This window comes from Methylocucumis oryzae, assembly GCF_000963695.1.
In the GTDB taxonomy this organism is placed as follows: Bacteria; Pseudomonadota; Gammaproteobacteria; order Methylococcales; family Methylomonadaceae; genus Methylovulum; species Methylovulum oryzae.
On sequence record NZ_LAJX01000244.1, the window covers coordinates 1 to 16,362 of the forward strand.

Genomic DNA, 16,362 nt, shown 5'->3' on the forward strand with positions numbered 1-16,362 from the left:
TTTGACATTAAGCCCATGCTGTCGGCAATACGCCGCTTTGCGTCATTCCGCTGTTTTGCCAAGTGTTCAGGTGGTGTATCCAATGTGCGGTTAAGGTCATGCATTATCCTCTTCAAAAAATTTTGAGAATAACGGTTCTGAACTTATTAGAACAGGTGGTTTGGTTGAGCGCTTACTAAGAACCTACCCAATCGCTGGTTGCACCACTTTTCTGCGTTGTAAATACAGGGGTCAGAATTTAACTCTGCCCCCTGTTATGTGAATGCTGCCAACAAGCCTACAGGGATGTATTTATGGCGTACTGCGCAGGGGCAATAAAAATAAGTGAACGGTGATATGTTAGGCAGTTTGGGGTAGTTTAAAATCTTCAACACCCATTGTTATCACAAGATCCGTTATGACAGATTCGTATTTATCAGCAAATTCTTGCTGAAAATAAGGCTGCCAGAAATCATCCTGCAATTTGCTGTAATCATGTTGAATACGATAGCACAAGCGGTTTGGAACATTCCCTAAAACGCCTATGCAAAGTGATTGAATTATCAAATAATAATAGGTCACCTTTGTTCTTATACCAATGATCAAAGATATATTTATCCAGAAACAAGTGCTTGTTAATTTCTTCAAACACTTTGTCTGAATCTTTTTTGCTCATTCCACGAATACCATGAACAGTATTCACGGGGTAATGCAAACCCTTAATGCCACCCGGACTTTGAATCACGATTGGAATTTCAGCATCGTCCACCGGACACATGTTAGTGCGGGCCAAATCGTCTCTCAATCCAGGGTTGAGTTTTCCAGGAGTATAGCGATGTAATAAAACCATTTCATCTAATTCAGACCTGAACACTTCACTGATTGATTCATAATAGTCCGCTGTTTGCAGGAATCCGGTCGAAGATCCTATAACATTTTCAGCTGCTAGCAAGGCAACGCCTGGGGTAAAAATCAAATTGCCAGCTTCATTTGAATGCCAAAGCAATTCCCCTTCATCAAACAGGCCTAACCGGTTTCCATTTTTATCTTTTTTACCACTAACGCGTGTGATGCCTATACCCTCTGGTGTGGATTGATGTACACCAAGAAAATCTCGAACAAGCATTTTATCTGTTTCTTCTATACAAGCATCGTCTCTGATAACTCTTCTGACAAACTCACCCCAAGAGACTACAGTATATTTCTTGAACAAATCGTACATATTGTTATGTCTAGGTTCACCAAATTTTTTTGACCCAACCTAGCTGCTTTTCCCAAGACAAGTTGCAATCCCTAATAATGGTGACGAGGTTTTTCATGTGGATATTACCGATTTCCATCCACTGATCGTCCGTCATATGCTCGAAGTCTACGCCATCAATATAGATTCCATAATTACCCAAACCCTCTATCTTTGTAATTTTCACGCCTCACCCCACCAAAAAATTTTTCTTATCAAGACAACTAAAATATCGCTTCATCATGAGACGAATACGCAAATGCAAACCCCATCCCTCGTCTAATCAATCTATATTCTAAACGGTCAAGTTTTCGGTATCTTGTGTTGTGGTAGGGTGCGCTATGCGCACCTTTTTCATTGATTTTTATGATGTTATAAAGGTGCGTATAGCACACTCTACCTATCTAAAAACCGAAAACTTGACCGTTTGAAGTATAATAAATTTGCACAAATCGGGACGACGCACTTCACCCAGTGTACCGTCGCAATACAAGGACAGCATTATGACCGCCAAAGCCGAACGCATTGGATGCCACGTACTCCAAATTCGCTTTGATTCCGATATTTGGCGTAAAGTCCAAATCACACTCCGGATCCGGATTTTGCAGATTGATCGTTGGAGGTATGAACTGATTTTGAAGCGCACTAACACACAGCACAGCCTCCAAAGCACTGGCCGCCCCCAGTAGATGACCTGTCGTCGATTTGGTGGAACTAATGGCAACCCTTTCTGCGGCCTTCCCGAAAGCGCTTCGGATCGCCTTGACCTCTGTTTTGTCATTCATCGGCGTAGATGTGCCATGAGCATTTATGTAGTCCACTGCGCTTGGTTCAATACCCGCATCCACTAAGGCTGCTGTGATAGCTCTGCCTGCTACCGCGCCGTCCGGGGCTGGCGAAGTCATGTGATAAGCATCCGAGGTCATCCCGAATCCCACGACTTCAGCCAAAATAGGTCTTCCCATGTCTTGGGCTTGTTCCAGCCCTTCGAGGAGTAACACGCTCGCGCCTTCAGACAAGACAAAACCGTCCCTTTCCGCATCAAAGGGACGACTGGCGCCCGCAGGATCGTCATTGCGCGTCGATAACGCGCGCATCCGAGTGAATCCGGACATAAAAGAATTGGTAATCAACGCATCCGCCGCGCCCACCACCATGGCCTCCGCTTCGCCATGCTGGATCGCGCGAAAACCCAAGCCAATACTGTGGTTTCCTGTAGCACAGGCAGAAACCGGAGCAAAATTGGGTCCAGAGTGTCCATGACGAATCGCAATCTCCCCCGCCGCCATATTCGTAATAACCATAGGCACCAAAGTGCTACTAATATGCCTGTCATCCCCTGCAAGAAATTTCTCATAATTTTGCTCGAGGGAACTTATCCCACCGCCCCCAGAACCGACATAAACACCGGTTCTTTCAGGTGGAGGAGGTAACTCATCCCAACCCGCCTGTATAGCAGCCTCACGATAGGCGACTAGACAAAGTTGGACGTAACGATCCAGCCGTAATAGATCTCTTTTGGAAAAGTAACAAGAAAAATCAAAATTCCTAACCTCACCGGCAATCCTAGAAGCAAAGGGGGCTGCGTTCACCAAAGTAAGCGAACCGATGCCACTGATGCCACCAGCGACATTTCTCCATATTTCGGCAACATCATGCCCATTTGGCCCAATGGCTCCCATTCCCGTGATGACGACTCTGCGTTTCATGAATCGGCCAAACTGAGTCCGCGCCAATCACGGCGCTCGACTTTTCTCATCACAGCACAATACCACGGCCTATTAAGCAGTTTGGGGTAATATAAAATTTTCTGACATGTCATAAAACGTGTTTTTTCAAAAAAAAGGACATTTCACCAGTGTCTGGTCAGAGTTCCGATACACAAATTTTACCCAACAGTAAGCACATGTTTTACGAACTGCTTTCAGGCCATTTGTAACCAATCGACTGGAGATAATGCTGTAGAAATTCTGCAATCTGCCCCGCTGTCACGAGTCTCTCAATATTTGGATCCTCTATGCGTACATTCAATGCATCCTCTACGCCAACTAGAATCTCAGTCATGTCCAGCGAATCAGCACCTAAGTCGTTTATAAAATGGGTATCTTCGCCAAGTGTATCGAAGTCCTTCCCAAATCGTTCAGCAACCTCTTTTAATATCAATAAAATCAATTCATCTTTTGTCAAAGGCCTTCTCCCTTCCCGAAGTAAGTTATTTTTTATTTCCTTAACCGTTAAGTATCATATACTATCCGCAAACAATACTATCCTCAAAATAGTCGCAATAAACGGAAAAAATATCCGGATTTTTGCGATTTCATAGCTCTCGATAGCACAGATAGGACTTGCTATGAGCCAATCTCTTGTTTTCTTAGAGATGACACAGATAGCTTGCTCATCCTCAACTCAATGCCTTATCGGTATGTGGGAATTGCATCATACTGGAAAACTGGTCAAATTGTGAGGATAGGGAATAAAACCTTTTTCAACTTAGAAGACTAATTTTCATGCGACAAAGCCGACTCGATCGTTACCTTCTGGAAAACCCAGCATTAGCGCATCGCTACGAAAAAATCAAGACCAAGGTTCCGCGATTGGTCATCTCCGGTTATGACATAACCAATCGCTGCAACCTTCGCTGCAAGGGGTGTTATTTTTTCGACGGCGATCGTTCATCGCAATTCTCCGATGACCGCACCCTTCAGGAATTTGATGCTTTCTTTGCGTCAGAAGTCGAACGAGGCATCACAATGCCACATTTTGCCGGTGCTGAACCTGCTAAAGTACCGGAAAGACTGGCACTAGCCGCCAAGCACTGGGACAGGGGTATTATTTATACCAATGGCACGCTTCCACTCGACCCGAATTTGCCTTTCATGCTGCATATCTCGCTCTGGGGAGCGGAAAAAACCGATGCTCAACTTAGAGGGAAGCACGCATTTAAGAAAGCCCTTGATAACTTCGCCAATGACGAAAGGGCCATTTTCATTTACACCATCAACCGACAAAACATCAGCGAAATGAGAGAGGTCGCTGAGGTATGTGCACAGCGCAGAGTACAACTTTCTTTTAATCATTACAGCCCGACACGTTGGTATGGTTTTTCAGGGGCAGACCTGCAAGGCGATGTACTGTCCAGGGGTAAAGGACGTTTCAGTAGTCATGACGATCAACTGGCTTTACGTGAAGAAGATCTCCAAACGATTCGGGACACTATCCTAGAATTACTGGAGAAATACCCAGCGACTATTATTTATTCCCGCTACTACAACGAGAGGATTAATAATCCCCAAGGCATGTTTCGCTTAGATCCAGAAACAGGTATCGCCAATAACTGCGTGATTCTTAATGCTCCTCACCACCGTGAATACCGCACTGATCTGACCTGGGACGATGCGGACTGTTGTATTCCTAATACCGACTGCGCCACCTGTCGGCACTATGTGGCCAACTACAGTAAGATTATGGGTGAATTTCACCACCACCTAGACAACGCTGACGACTTTGAGAAATGGTTGGAGGTTTACGAAACTTGGTGTCGCCTAAACATCAGAAACTGGAACGATTGAAGCCATAAAATACCACCCTAGTCCGACCTAAACCTGTGTAGTCAATGGTCAAAAAAACATCACAATATTTCCTCGTCCTCGAAATCAACAAAAAAGCTATTGTGGAAAAAGTTTCCCTTTCTCACTTAATCCTTACAAAACGCGATGATGCTGCACGGCTAACTCACATTGACGCTCCCTCTTTTATACAAATTTCGACCGGATAATCAGAAGAAAAACGAAAAAAGCCGAGAGAATAAAGAGAATAAAGAGAATACATGGATAAACACAATACAGCACTAACCGATTTAATGCCTTTAACGCTACCCCAGTTGGAAGTCTGGATGGCGCAGACCATTTATGCCGATTTACCCATTTATAATCTCGGCGCTTACATTCCAATTCAGGCAAAAATAGACCCGAAAAGGTTTGAACAGGCAGTCGTCTCACTGGTGCAACGCCATGATGCTCTCCGTATCATGCTTACCCAGCCCAAAACTGATGACGGTTTACCCAGACAACTTATCAAACCATCGTTTCCAGTGCCCTTTCAGGTATGGGATTTTAGCTCAAAAAAGAACCCACTTCGCTTTGCCCAGAATTGGATGAGACAACGCTGTGACGAACCATTTACGCTTTACGAAAGCCCGCTGTTTCGTTTCGACCTGATTAAGATTTCAGACAATTGTTGGTACTTTTTCAATCGGTATCATCATATTATTATGGATGGTGAATCGCATCCATTAATCTATCAAGCACTAGCGAAACTATATACTCAGTCAGACGCAGAGTCTTCAGGACAAGATATATATTCCTATACAGCCTATATTCAAGATGATCTCGCTTATAGTACCTCCGAGCGCTATACGAGGGACACCGCTTACTGGCGAGAACAATGCGTCACACCCAGCGAACTCTTATTGCAACCTCGGCATTCCTTGCTAACCCAAGTACCTCTTGCAAATGCAATAGAAACCTTGACGTTGTCCAGAGAAAAATATCAAGCATTACTCGCATTGGCAGAGCGGCTTGGCACAACTTTTTATCATTAATAGCCAGTGTACTCTATGTATATTTTAACCGAACGTCTCAGAAAAATGCATTGACCATAGCGCTTGCGGTACACAATCGTAGCTATACAAAATTTAAAAAAACGGCTGGTCTGTTCGCAAAAATACTGCCATTGTGGCTCGATTTTGATACAGAGCTCCATTTCGACGAATTAGTCCAGAAAACACATTGTCAAATCAAGGAACATTTACGGCATCATCGCTATCCAGCCACTCAACGGATAAATAAACAAAATCGAACTCTTTTTTCAGCAGGATTTGATGTTTCCTTGTCTTATATGACCGTAGATCGCGGCATCAACTTCTCCGGCAACCAAACGCAACCTATCCCAATACAACAAGACTACCGATTGACTCCACTGGGCGTTCAGATTTATGCCCCCCCTGTGGCCGGGGATATCGAAATTGAGTGTACTTATAACCAAGCCTATTTTTCGGAACAGGATATTCAGTTGCTAGTACGACGTTTCGATATTCTCCTCGAATCAGTAATGACTGAACCTTCATCGAAAATCAATGCTCTAGCCCTCTGGGATGACGAAGAACGGAAGCTGGTTCTTCAAACCTGGAATGCCACGGCACGACCTTACCCGAAAAATCTTTGTGTGCATCAGATGTTCGAAGCCCAGGTTAAGGTAAGACCCGACAGCACCGCCGTGGTGTTCGGCGACCGGCAGCTCAGCTATCACGAACTGAACCGTAAGGCCAACCGTGTGGCGCACAGTCTGATTGAAAGCGGCGTCAGCCCTGGCGTGCTGGTGGGCCTCTGTTGCGAACGCTCCCTCGATATGCTCATCGGTCTACTGGGAATCCTCAAGGCTGGAGGCGCTTATGTGCCCATCGACCCCAGTTACCCCGAAAACGCGCGTCCGCTACCTGTTAGAGGACAGCGGAATACGTTTGCTGCTGACCCAGACACCCTTATTGGAAACACTACCCCAGCTCCAAGGCATGGAACGGCGCTGTCTGGACACCTTCGGAACAGACCATTGGTCGGGTAACAAAACCAATCCCCCACCCAAAGCCGGCATGGAACACTTAGCCTACGTCATCTATACCTCCGGCTCGACGGGACAACCCAAGGGAGTCATGATCACCCATCAGAATGTAGCCGCTCTAGTTGCATGGTCTATCGACGAATTTCGGCCGGACAGCTTTGCTGGAACCTTGGCATCCACCTCAATAACCTTCGACCTCTCAGTATTCGAGTGTTTGGTGCCCATCTGTTGTGGCGGTTCGGTTGTTATCATAGCCAATATATTGCATCTTCCACATTTAACATCCAAACATCCCATAACGTTCATTAATACGGTTCCATCGGGGATTAATGAATTAATTCGCGTCCAGGGAATACCATCATCGGTAAAGATCGTAGGCTTAGCTGGAGAGCCGCTACGAAAGACCAGTGTCGATGCCCTATATCAATTAGGACACATTGATAGGGTGTACAACTTGTACGGCCCAACCGAGGACACAACGTATTCGACCTATTCGGCGATAGGTCGCGAAGAAACGAGCGAGCCCACCATTGGCCGCCCCATCGCCAACACTGAAGTTTACGTCCTTGATGCCTATCGTCTGCCAACCCCCATCGGCATCCCCGGAGAACTGTACATCGGCGGCGCCGGTTTGGCACAAGGCTACCTCAACCGCCCTGAACTGACCGCTGAGCGCTTTGTCGAGTTGGAGGTTTTCGGCGAACGAAAAAGGCTGTATCGCACCGGCGACCGGGTGAGTTGGCGCGCGGATGGCAATCTGCTGTTTCTGGGCCGACTCGACCATCAGATTAAGCTGCGGGGCTACCGCATCGAACCGGGGGAAATCGAAGCTGTTTTACGCGAACATCCCCAGGTTGCCGAAGCCCTGGTGGTCCTGAATGGGGAAGGCGACGACAAACGGCTAGACGGTTACGTGGTGGCTAAGCCGGAGCTGGATGCAGCGCCGACGGCCACACGTCTCGAACACTGGCATACCCTATACGAAGCGACCTATGACGGCATTACGATTCCGTCCGACTTCGATATTACCGGCTGGAACAGCAGCTATACCGACGAAGCCCTTCCGGCCGGGGAAATGGCAATATGGGTGGACGAAACAGTTGAGCGCATTCGTCGGCTGTCCGGCCGCCGGATGCTGGAAATAGGCTGTGGGACCGGGCTGCTACTCACCCGGTTGGCTTCGGCCAGCGAGCGCTATATCGGCCTCGACTTTTTCCGAAACAGTGCTCGAGCGGTTAAGCGCAACGCTGGCCGCGCGACCCGATCTCGCTCACGTGGAGATTCACCGGGGCCCGGCGCACGAGCTGGAATTTCTGCCATCCGGCAGCATGGACGTGGTCATTCTCAACTCGGTCGTACAGTATTTTCCCGATTTGGACTACCTGCTGGCTGTGCTTGAACAGGTGCAACGAGTCTGTGTGCCAAATGGGCGAATATTTCTGGGTGACCTGCGAAACTTGAATCTGCAGGAAGCCTATCATGCCTCGGTCGTGCTGCATCGGGCGGATGACAACGAGCTGATGGATCGAGTGCAGAGCCGATATCGTCAAGTAATTCAGAACGACGAAGAACTGTTGCTGGCGCCCGAGTTTTTCGACGCCCTGGCTCGACATTGGCCAGGGGTCACCCGCGCCGAAGTTCGATTAAAGGCTGGAAACTACGACAATGAATTAAGCCGCTTTCGCTACGACGTCGTGCTAGTGCTAGGAGAACGTCAACAGCTAGCGCCGGTGGCATTCTGGCACGATTGGGATGCAGAAGGGCGCTGGCGAGATAGTGTGATGCGTCGAATGACGTCCTATCCGGCGGAAGCTCAAGGCGTACGAGACCTACCGGACATCCGTGTCAGCGAAGCCGTGGCGGCTTGGCGCGAGATGGAAAGCGATAAGACGCGCTACCAGACCGCCAAGGAAATTCGTCAAGCGCTGCAAAAACATGGCGAAAACCCCGACACGCTGTTTTCCTTGGCGAAGTGGCTAGGCGTCGATCTGATTTGGCAAACGCTTGGCGGCGACGGGCGCTACCAAGCCGTTTTCAATCCAGTCTGGACGGTCGAAAAAGAGCGCGAGATCTTGCCACGCGCCGATTACCATCGCTACGCCAACAATCCGACCCGCCGGGAGCGGCAAGTCGCCCTGAGTCATGAGCTCAAAGCGACATTGACCAGGCAATTGCCGAAATACATGGTGCCCAACGCCATTCTGGTTCTGGACGCCTTCCCGCTCACCCCGAACGGCAAAATAGACCGCAATCGACTGCCCAATCCCAAGGTCAATAATTATGGTGTGCAGGACTATGTTGCGCCGCGAAATTCATTGGAAAAATCCCTTGTTAGTATCTGGCAGGAAGCGCTCACACTATCGCAGCCACCGAGTGTAACGGATAACTTTTTTGAGTTAGGGGGACATTCTCTTCTCTCTGCAAAAGTGGTTACACTGATTGAGGAAAAGTTAGGCTATAGGATTTCTCTCAAACAATTTTTCCAACAGCCCACGATAGAAGCAATGGCTCTTTCAATGGAACAGCAAACATCAGATAAAGACTCGTCTGAAGAACACGGTGGTATTCGCTGGCCATTACCAAAAGCATTACAGTACAAGCTCGAAAGTTATGTCTGTAGTTGGGGAGGAGAACGAGCATCTACCGAAAGCTTGATTTTTGCTCATCATGTTAAAGGTACACTTCCACCTCTTTTTTGGGTTTTTCAAGGTGACCAGGAATTTGCCCAATTAGCCAAATATCTAGGCGATTCACAACCGCTTTATGGCATGCGCTCGGGGCACTTAATTATGGACTACCAGGAAGATGATATTCAGGCATTTGCTTTACGTTATGTCACCGAAATCGAGCGCCTTTACCCTACAGGCCCGCTTTTTGTGGGAGGTAACTGTCAGGGTGGTGTTATTGCGTTAGCGATAGCACAACATTTGCTAAGGCGACAACGTATACTACCTTTAGCTTTTGTTATGGAATGGAGCTTTGGCACTCAACCTTATTTAGGCTCTGTAGCCTTTTTGTATGGACAAGACAGCGTATTTAATCCTTACTTAAGTTTTCAGCATCCACACTTGTTTTGGCAACGTAGCTTTCCAGATCATAGGATTGAGATGATTCCAGGAGCGCATGGCAAGTTTTTTGTAGAGCCCAATATTCAAGGACTTTCGAGCACAATCAGCCGTTGTATGGCTGAAGCTATTAAAAATTCTCCGCTGTTTATACCAACAAGTGACAGAAAAGCTGAAATTACAGTGCTTAATTTACCAAATACATTTATGTCAGGAGGGCACTATCTACTTGCCGTAAAATTGCGTAATGCCAGCACTATAAATTGGAATCGCACAGACATTTCAGGTTTGATGCTAGGTAATCAATGGTTAAATACAGAAGATAAGTTTATAAGTAGACAAGATGGAAAAACCCCAATTCCTTCATTACTAGCGGGACAATCTACCCAGTTATATTTACCCATTAAAGCACCAGAACAGGCAGGATTAGTTCATCTAAATCTGTCTTTAATTGAAGAGGGGGTCTGTTGGTTTAAGGGGGCTGATCAGGGTGAAATACAATTTAAAATTAATTTAATTGCACCAGAAGCTTATACACTCCCCACATTTTCTTCCGATATTACTCGGCATGGCGCACCTATACTTATTGGTGGTACGGGAGGCTCAGGAATAACAGTCATTGCAAAAGTGCTGGCAGAAGCAGGGATTTTTTTAGGGGAACAAACGGGATCTAGCGATAGCACCAGTATGATGGAAAACTGGTCAAGTAGTTTACTACCTTACTGGAATAAGCCACTACCTTGTGCTATGGAAGCGATTATTCGTAAAGACCTAGAAGAAACTGTAAATAATTTTCTAACTACGCGTGATGCTGAAAAAAACGTCTCTTGGTTGGGGCTGGAAGCTGCCATCAAGCGTTTTTTTTCTTCCTTTTTTACACCAGATTTGGCCTAATCTTCGTTGTATTCATATCGTGCGAGATGGACGAGATATGGCACTATCGAGTAATCAAAAACAATTAAATTACTTGGGGCCAATAGCGCTCTCATCTGACGAATTAATTTTACCCTCAGAGCAACGCAGCATTCTCTTATGGGAGCGTTTAAATCTCTCTCTAGCGGATTATGCCGCTAAAAATTTACCTAATCAGTATTTATGCTTGAATTATGAAGACTTATGTAACTCGCCACACACAAGCATTAATCGTTTATTTAGCTTTTTAGACATCAAAGAAGATAGCACAGCTTATGCCGCACAGATAAAACCCTCATCAGGAGTTGGACGCTGGAAACAGCAACCTGAGAATATCAAAAACACATTGGCTTCTCTAGGAGAAAAAGCCTTAAATTATTTTGGTTACACTCTGCCTAAGCAATGAGGTAACCCTCTGTACCAGGATAGTTGGCGAGTCACGATTAAAACTGGTCAGTCAGAAGGTCTAAAAGACGGTATGCAGCGGGCAATTACGCGAAAGTCGCCTGTACACCACCAAATTGCTCAGGCAATAGTACAGGTGCCGCTAACGCTGCTAAACAGTAATCCACAAGCGTCGGTTGACGACCTAATAAATAAGGCCGCCCATCTGCAAGTAACCCATCTAACTCAGCAAAAATTGCCTCAATCTTAATTTGGCTTATAAGCCGCATAGAATAAGAAAAAACTAATTCACTTATCTTTCAATTGCTAGTAGAAAATATAATTCCATAAAAAAGAAAGCGAAGAAACTTTTAAACCTAAATACTCGAATTTTTCCAAGACGTTAGAAAAAAACCTTGTAATTTATTTACTTAACAAATCTATTGAACTTTAGCATAATCAATTTTTTTTCAAACACTTGTGAGAAGTTTCATGGAAAAAGTACATAGTTTATTAGTCTTATCACTCTCCATCAGTTTGTTTTCCGCCGTTAACTGGGCTAATCCCAATGATTTCGCCACGTTACAAGCCAATGGCAATATCGTGTCTTGGTCAATTGCTTCCGATGTTCACTATCAAAGTATTCAGGTAAAACTGGCGTCCGGAGAAAAAATAATTAGCGTAACCAGTGAAGGTGAGCCTATCACCCCACCTTTAGAGGATGGTGGTTATCAGTATGAATTAACGGTCACTCCGCTATTAAGCAAAGCAGCCAAAGCCGAATTGAAAGCGATTAGAGCAGAGGCAAACGGCCAAGAAGCCAGGAACAACGTTAGCGAATTAACCCGACAAGGCATACTGCCGGAAGCCAAGATACAGTCCGGTTATTTCACTATTGATAACGGGCAATTAGTGATGCCTCAAACAGAATGAAGGAGTCGAGCATGAACCAAACAATTATCTACACAGCGTTAACCTTATTGATTGTCAACAGCACCCAAACCTTAGCTGACGTTGTTACCGCGGATGATATTATTGTTCAAGGCAGTGGTTGCTTCGGTTTTGACTGCGTCAATAACGAAACTTTTGGGGCTGAGACCATCCGGTTAAAAGAAAATAATCTTAGAATTGGCATAGACGACACAAGCACTGGCAGTTTCCCTGCCAACGATTGGCAACTCACGTTTAACGACCAGGCTAGCGGCGGCGCGAATAAATTTTCAGTAGAGGATATTACTAATTCTACCGTTCCCTTCACGCTGATTGCGGGTGCGCCGACAAATTCTCTGTTTGTCAGCAGCTTAGGCAATATCGGTTTAGGCACCTCATCACCTACGCTAAAAGTACATTTAATAAATAGCAACACACCAGCTATTCGCTTAGAACAAGACAACGGCAATGGTTTCACCGCTCAAACCTGGGATTTAGGGGCTAACGAAGTCAATTTTTTTATTCGCGATGTGACCGGTGGTAACTCATTGCCGTTTAGAATACGACCCGGCGCACCGACAAGTAGTCTCGCTATTGCTGAATCAGGTAATGTGGGATTAGGCACAATATCGCCAAGTGCTAAACTTCACTTAAGCAGCGCGAGTGATACCAACAAAGTACTCGTTGAGAATACCTCACAAACCCAAGCTGCCCGCGAATTGATTAAGCTATCGAATAATGGTGGCTCTTACATCACTATGTATAACAAAGCCACTAACCAATCTTGGTATTTCACGCACGAAAACTCGGCTGGCACATCGTTTAATATCACCCATGACACAACCGCTGGTGCCGCATTACGACTGACTACCGCAGGCAATTTAAGAATTAAAGGCACGTTAACCACAGCCGGTAGTTGCAGTGGCGGTTGCGATATTGTGTTTTCTAAAGATTACAAGCTGCCTAGCATCGAAGAACACGCTGAGCAAATGTGGCAAAACAGTTATTTACCCGCTGTCGGTCAAACTAAAGAAGGCGAACCGTTTAATATCAGCGAAAAAACCGGCGCCATGTTAAATGAGCTGGAAAAAGCGCATATCTATATCGCCCAACTCAATCAAAAACTAGCGCAAACAGTAAAACAAAAAGATAACGAGATAACCATGATTACTCACCAACTAAAAGCTAAAAATCAAGAACTGGATTTGGTTAAAAATCAAATTTCACTACTAGAAAAAAGGCTAGATAAAATAGAACAGCATTAACTTAACTATTTCACACGGTTATTACGATTTTTACATTTTTTAGGATATGTATTTCGTGCCTTATGTGTTGATTTTTATCTCAGCCTATAAGGCACGGAATGCGTACCCTACATGAAAAATCGAGGGCGGTTATCCAATATGTTTTATTAGCAATGCCTCAAACAGAAGGAAGGAGTTGACCATGAACAAAACAATTATCTACACAGCCTTTACCTTATTGATTGTTAACGCCACCCAAACCTTAGCTGACGTAGTTACAGCGGACGACGCAATTATCCAAGGCCGTGCTTGCATCGGTGTTAACTGCGTCAATAACGAAGTTTTCGGTATAGAGAACATTCGGTTAAAGCAAGAAAATAATAGCATATTCGCAGACGATACTAGTGATTCCTCATATGCAGACAATGATTGGCAATTAACATTTAACGATTACACTCTGGGTGGTGCGAATAAATTTTCGGTAGAAGATAAGACGCACTTGCTCACCCCTTTTACGATTACTGCCAACGCACCAACGAATTCACTCTTTGTTAGCAGTAGCGGGAATATCGGTTTAGGCACTTCCGTACCCGCGCAAAAGCTACATATATTGCAAGGTTTCGAGCCTACTATCCGCTTAGAGCAAGACACTAGTTTGGGTTTTTACGCTCAAACTTGGGATATAGGGGGTAGCGACGACTATTTTTTTTATTAGTGATGGGAGAAGTAGTCTTGGCTCATATCCGTTTGGGATAGCGCACGGCGCACCTAGAGGTAGTATCTCTATTAACCATTTAGGTAATGTGGGATTTGGCACATTTACACCAACTACTAAACTTCATTTAAGGAGCAGCAATGATAGTAACAAAGTTTTCGTTGAAAATACCTCATCAACCCAAGCTGCGCGTGAGTTAATTAAGCTATCCAATAAGGGTGGCTCTTACATGACCATGCATAACCAAGCGACTAATCAGTCTTGGTATTTCACCCACGAGAACTCGGCGGGTACATCGTTTAATATTACCCACGATACTACCGGAGGCCGAGCTTTACGGTTAACGACAACGGGTAATTTAATCATCAAAGGCACGTTAACCACAGCCGGTAGTTGCAGTGGCGGTTGCGATATTGTGTTTGCTAAGGATTACAAGCTGCCTAGCATCGAAGAACACGCTGAGCAAATGTGGCAAAACCATTATTTACCCGCTGTCGGCCAAACTAAAGAAGGCGAACCGTTTAATATCAGCGAAAAAACCGGCGCCATGTTAAATGAGTTGGAAAAAGCGCATATTTACATTGCTCAACTTAACCAACAAGTCAAAAACAAAGATCAAGAGTTAGAAATGCTTAAGACTAAATTTACTGATTTAGAACAGCGTTTAGCCCGATTGGAAAAGCCTTAACAATGTTTTAATGGAAAAAATAAGCGGCTATTATCATCAAAAGTATGCAGAGGCATTTGCCGACTTAGGCAAGTCCCTTCCGCTGCATTTAGCCAACGGTTGGCTATTGCAAAAAAACATACCTAACACAGAATATTATGATGTTACTAGCTGTTATCCGTTTTTATGCTGTCAGCACTGGGATAAGCTTGCTTTGGATTTAGCAGAGCTTAATGAGCAAAACGTCAGCTTAACCATAGTCACTGATCCAATGGCTGCTTTCCGACACCAGGATATGGTCGAGCTATTTGACATGTTTAAGTTATATAAACAACATTATATTGTTGATTTAACAAGCAACTACGCATCCTCGATTAGCGTCCATCATCAACGCGAAATCAAACGCGCAACCGGCAAACTTTACGTTAATGTCATTGCACAGCCCATTACGTTATTGCCTGAATGGTTGAATTTATACAACCAGTTAATTAGTCGTCATCACATTAAAGGTATCACGGCATTTTCGGAAAACGCGTTCCGACAACAACTTAATGTACCCGGTTTAGTCATGTTAGCGGCATACGCCCAGCAATGTTTGGCTGGCATTGCTTTATGGTATCAAACTCAGCACAGCACTTATTATCACTTAACCGCTTATAATGAGCTAGGCTATAAAACCGGCGCCTCTTATGCGTTAATGGCGGCCAGCTTAGATTATTTTTGTCAACAAAACATACATTGGGCTTGCTTAGGCGCGGGCGCGGGCGCTTATGAGAAACAACGCGATGGTTTAGCTGAGTTTAAAGCGGGCTTCGCAACGACGACTAAACCGGTTTATCTAGCTGGCAAGATTCTTAACCCTACGCTTTACCAAAGACTTAGCGAGCAAACCCACACCACTCACAGCCGTTATTTTCCCGCTTACCGCGACGGTGAATACGCTTAAACTAACTGATTATGCACAACGACGATTATTGGAAACAGTATTGGCAGCACCATGTTGCCCAAACAAGTAGCGAACAACCTTTTCATCAGGTATTAAGAACGCTGAACAAACAAGCCCCAGAACCCGCGCAATTTTCGGCGTTAATCTCTCATTTAAAAGCATTGCTACAATTAGAATCTCACCATGTATTATTAGACTTATGTTGTGGTAACGGCTTATTAACGTCAGAGCTGGCTAACGATTGTCGACAAGTATTTGGGGTAGATTTTTGCGAGCAATTGATTTTCGATATGGATAAACGTTGTCCGCCTAATGTTATCGGCATCACGACTGACGTTAAATCGGTCAGTTTTAAACCAGCAAGCTTTGATAGAGTGCTATTTTCTGCCGCTATACAACATTTCAATCCCACTGAAACGATACATTTGCTAAAAACGCTTACGCCATTGGCTAAAACCCAATGGTCTATTAGTGATTACCGATATTCCTGACCAGCAATGCATGTGGAATTTTTTTAATACCGATGAGCGAGAGATGGCGTATTTTGCTAATGAAGCGGCAGAAACAACGATTATCGGCACGTGGTACGATAAACAGTGGTTATTAAAATTAGCCAAGTTCTCTGGCTTTAGCAGCGCTGAACTTATCAACCAACCCGATGAGT

General features: G+C 45.0%; 14 protein-coding genes and 2 pseudogenes. 12 read left to right on the forward strand and 4 right to left on the reverse strand.

The window, feature by feature from the left end; translation table 11 throughout:
- Positions 1 to 472 precede the first annotated feature (472 nt).
- From VZ94_RS18815 to VZ94_RS18825, 3 genes are all read right to left on the reverse strand, one after another.
- Positions 473 to 1,201: a TauD/TfdA dioxygenase family protein gene (locus VZ94_RS18815; RefSeq protein ID WP_052700742.1), complete on the reverse strand. Its 729-nt coding sequence runs from the start codon at positions 1,199 to 1,201 to the stop codon at positions 473 to 475.
- 485 nt (positions 1,202 to 1,686) lie between these two features.
- Positions 1,687 to 2,928: a beta-ketoacyl-ACP synthase II gene (gene fabF / locus VZ94_RS18820; RefSeq protein WP_045780409.1), complete on the reverse strand. Its 1,242-nt coding sequence runs from the start codon at positions 2,926 to 2,928 to the stop codon at positions 1,687 to 1,689.
- A gap of 202 nt (positions 2,929 to 3,130) precedes the next feature.
- The gene (locus tag VZ94_RS18825; RefSeq protein WP_045780410.1) at positions 3,131 to 3,406 is read right to left on the reverse strand and encodes an acyl carrier protein; all 276 of its coding nucleotides are present in this window, start codon (positions 3,404 to 3,406) and stop codon (positions 3,131 to 3,133) included.
- Positions 3,407 to 3,726: 320 nt separating this feature from the next.
- Here VZ94_RS18825 and VZ94_RS18830 point away from each other — a divergent pair, with 320 nt between their 5' ends.
- The 5 genes and pseudogenes from VZ94_RS18830 (at position 3,727) to VZ94_RS23720 (ending at position 11,218) form a co-directional block, all read left to right on the forward strand.
- Complete coding sequence (locus VZ94_RS18830; RefSeq protein ID WP_045780411.1) at positions 3,727 to 4,788, forward strand: radical SAM protein; 1,062 nt, start codon at positions 3,727 to 3,729, stop codon at positions 4,786 to 4,788.
- A 323-nt stretch (positions 4,789 to 5,111) separates the two neighbouring features.
- Positions 5,112 to 6,643: pseudogene (locus VZ94_RS31165) on the forward strand (condensation domain-containing protein); the annotation flags it as partial.
- 25 nt (positions 6,644 to 6,668) lie between these two features.
- A pseudogene (locus VZ94_RS31170) lies at positions 6,669 to 7,646 on the forward strand (AMP-binding protein); the annotation flags it as partial.
- A gap of 337 nt (positions 7,647 to 7,983) precedes the next feature.
- The gene (locus tag VZ94_RS18845) at positions 7,984 to 10,794 is read left to right on the forward strand and encodes a class I SAM-dependent methyltransferase (protein WP_082081828.1); all 2,811 of its coding nucleotides are present in this window, start codon (positions 7,984 to 7,986) and stop codon (positions 10,792 to 10,794) included.
- Positions 10,709 to 11,218, forward strand: a complete 510-nt coding sequence (locus tag VZ94_RS23720) for a sulfotransferase family protein (RefSeq protein ID WP_082081829.1) — start codon at positions 10,709 to 10,711, stop codon at positions 11,216 to 11,218. Before VZ94_RS18845 ends, VZ94_RS23720 begins: the two co-directional genes overlap by 86 nt.
- An 85-nt stretch (positions 11,219 to 11,303) precedes the next feature.
- Here VZ94_RS23720 and VZ94_RS18855 read toward each other — a convergent pair whose 3' ends face one another.
- Positions 11,304 to 11,486, reverse strand: a complete 183-nt coding sequence (locus tag VZ94_RS18855; protein ID WP_045780414.1) for a glutathione S-transferase C-terminal domain-containing protein — start codon at positions 11,484 to 11,486, stop codon at positions 11,304 to 11,306.
- Positions 11,487 to 11,688: 202 nt separating this feature from the next.
- Here VZ94_RS18855 and VZ94_RS18860 point away from each other — a divergent pair, with 202 nt between their 5' ends.
- From VZ94_RS18860 to VZ94_RS18885, 7 genes are all read left to right on the forward strand, one after another.
- Positions 11,689 to 12,129, forward strand: a complete 441-nt coding sequence (locus tag VZ94_RS18860; protein WP_045780415.1) for a hypothetical protein — start codon at positions 11,689 to 11,691, stop codon at positions 12,127 to 12,129.
- Between the two features lie 11 nt (positions 12,130 to 12,140).
- Positions 12,141 to 13,391, forward strand: a complete 1,251-nt coding sequence (locus VZ94_RS23725) for a hypothetical protein (RefSeq protein WP_052700747.1) — start codon at positions 12,141 to 12,143, stop codon at positions 13,389 to 13,391.
- Between the two features lie 181 nt (positions 13,392 to 13,572).
- A complete protein-coding gene (locus VZ94_RS18870; RefSeq protein WP_052700748.1) occupies positions 13,573 to 14,085 on the forward strand; it encodes a hypothetical protein in 513 nt (170 codons plus the stop codon).
- 229 nt (positions 14,086 to 14,314) lie between these two features.
- Positions 14,315 to 14,773 (forward strand): hypothetical protein, encoded by a 459-nt coding sequence (locus tag VZ94_RS23730; RefSeq protein WP_131655643.1) that lies wholly within the window; start codon positions 14,315 to 14,317, stop codon positions 14,771 to 14,773.
- A 10-nt stretch (positions 14,774 to 14,783) separates the two neighbouring features.
- On the forward strand, positions 14,784 to 15,698 hold the full coding sequence (locus tag VZ94_RS18875) for a GNAT family N-acetyltransferase (RefSeq protein ID WP_045780416.1): 915 nt from the start codon (positions 14,784 to 14,786) through the stop codon (positions 15,696 to 15,698).
- 11 nt (positions 15,699 to 15,709) lie between these two features.
- Positions 15,710 to 16,189 (forward strand): class I SAM-dependent methyltransferase, encoded by a 480-nt coding sequence (locus VZ94_RS18880; RefSeq protein WP_045780417.1) that lies wholly within the window; start codon positions 15,710 to 15,712, stop codon positions 16,187 to 16,189.
- Positions 16,170 to 16,362 (forward strand): hypothetical protein (locus VZ94_RS18885; RefSeq protein WP_045780418.1); only part of this gene is annotated, 193 nt, incomplete at its 3' end. The genes VZ94_RS18880 and VZ94_RS18885, both read left to right, overlap by 20 nt.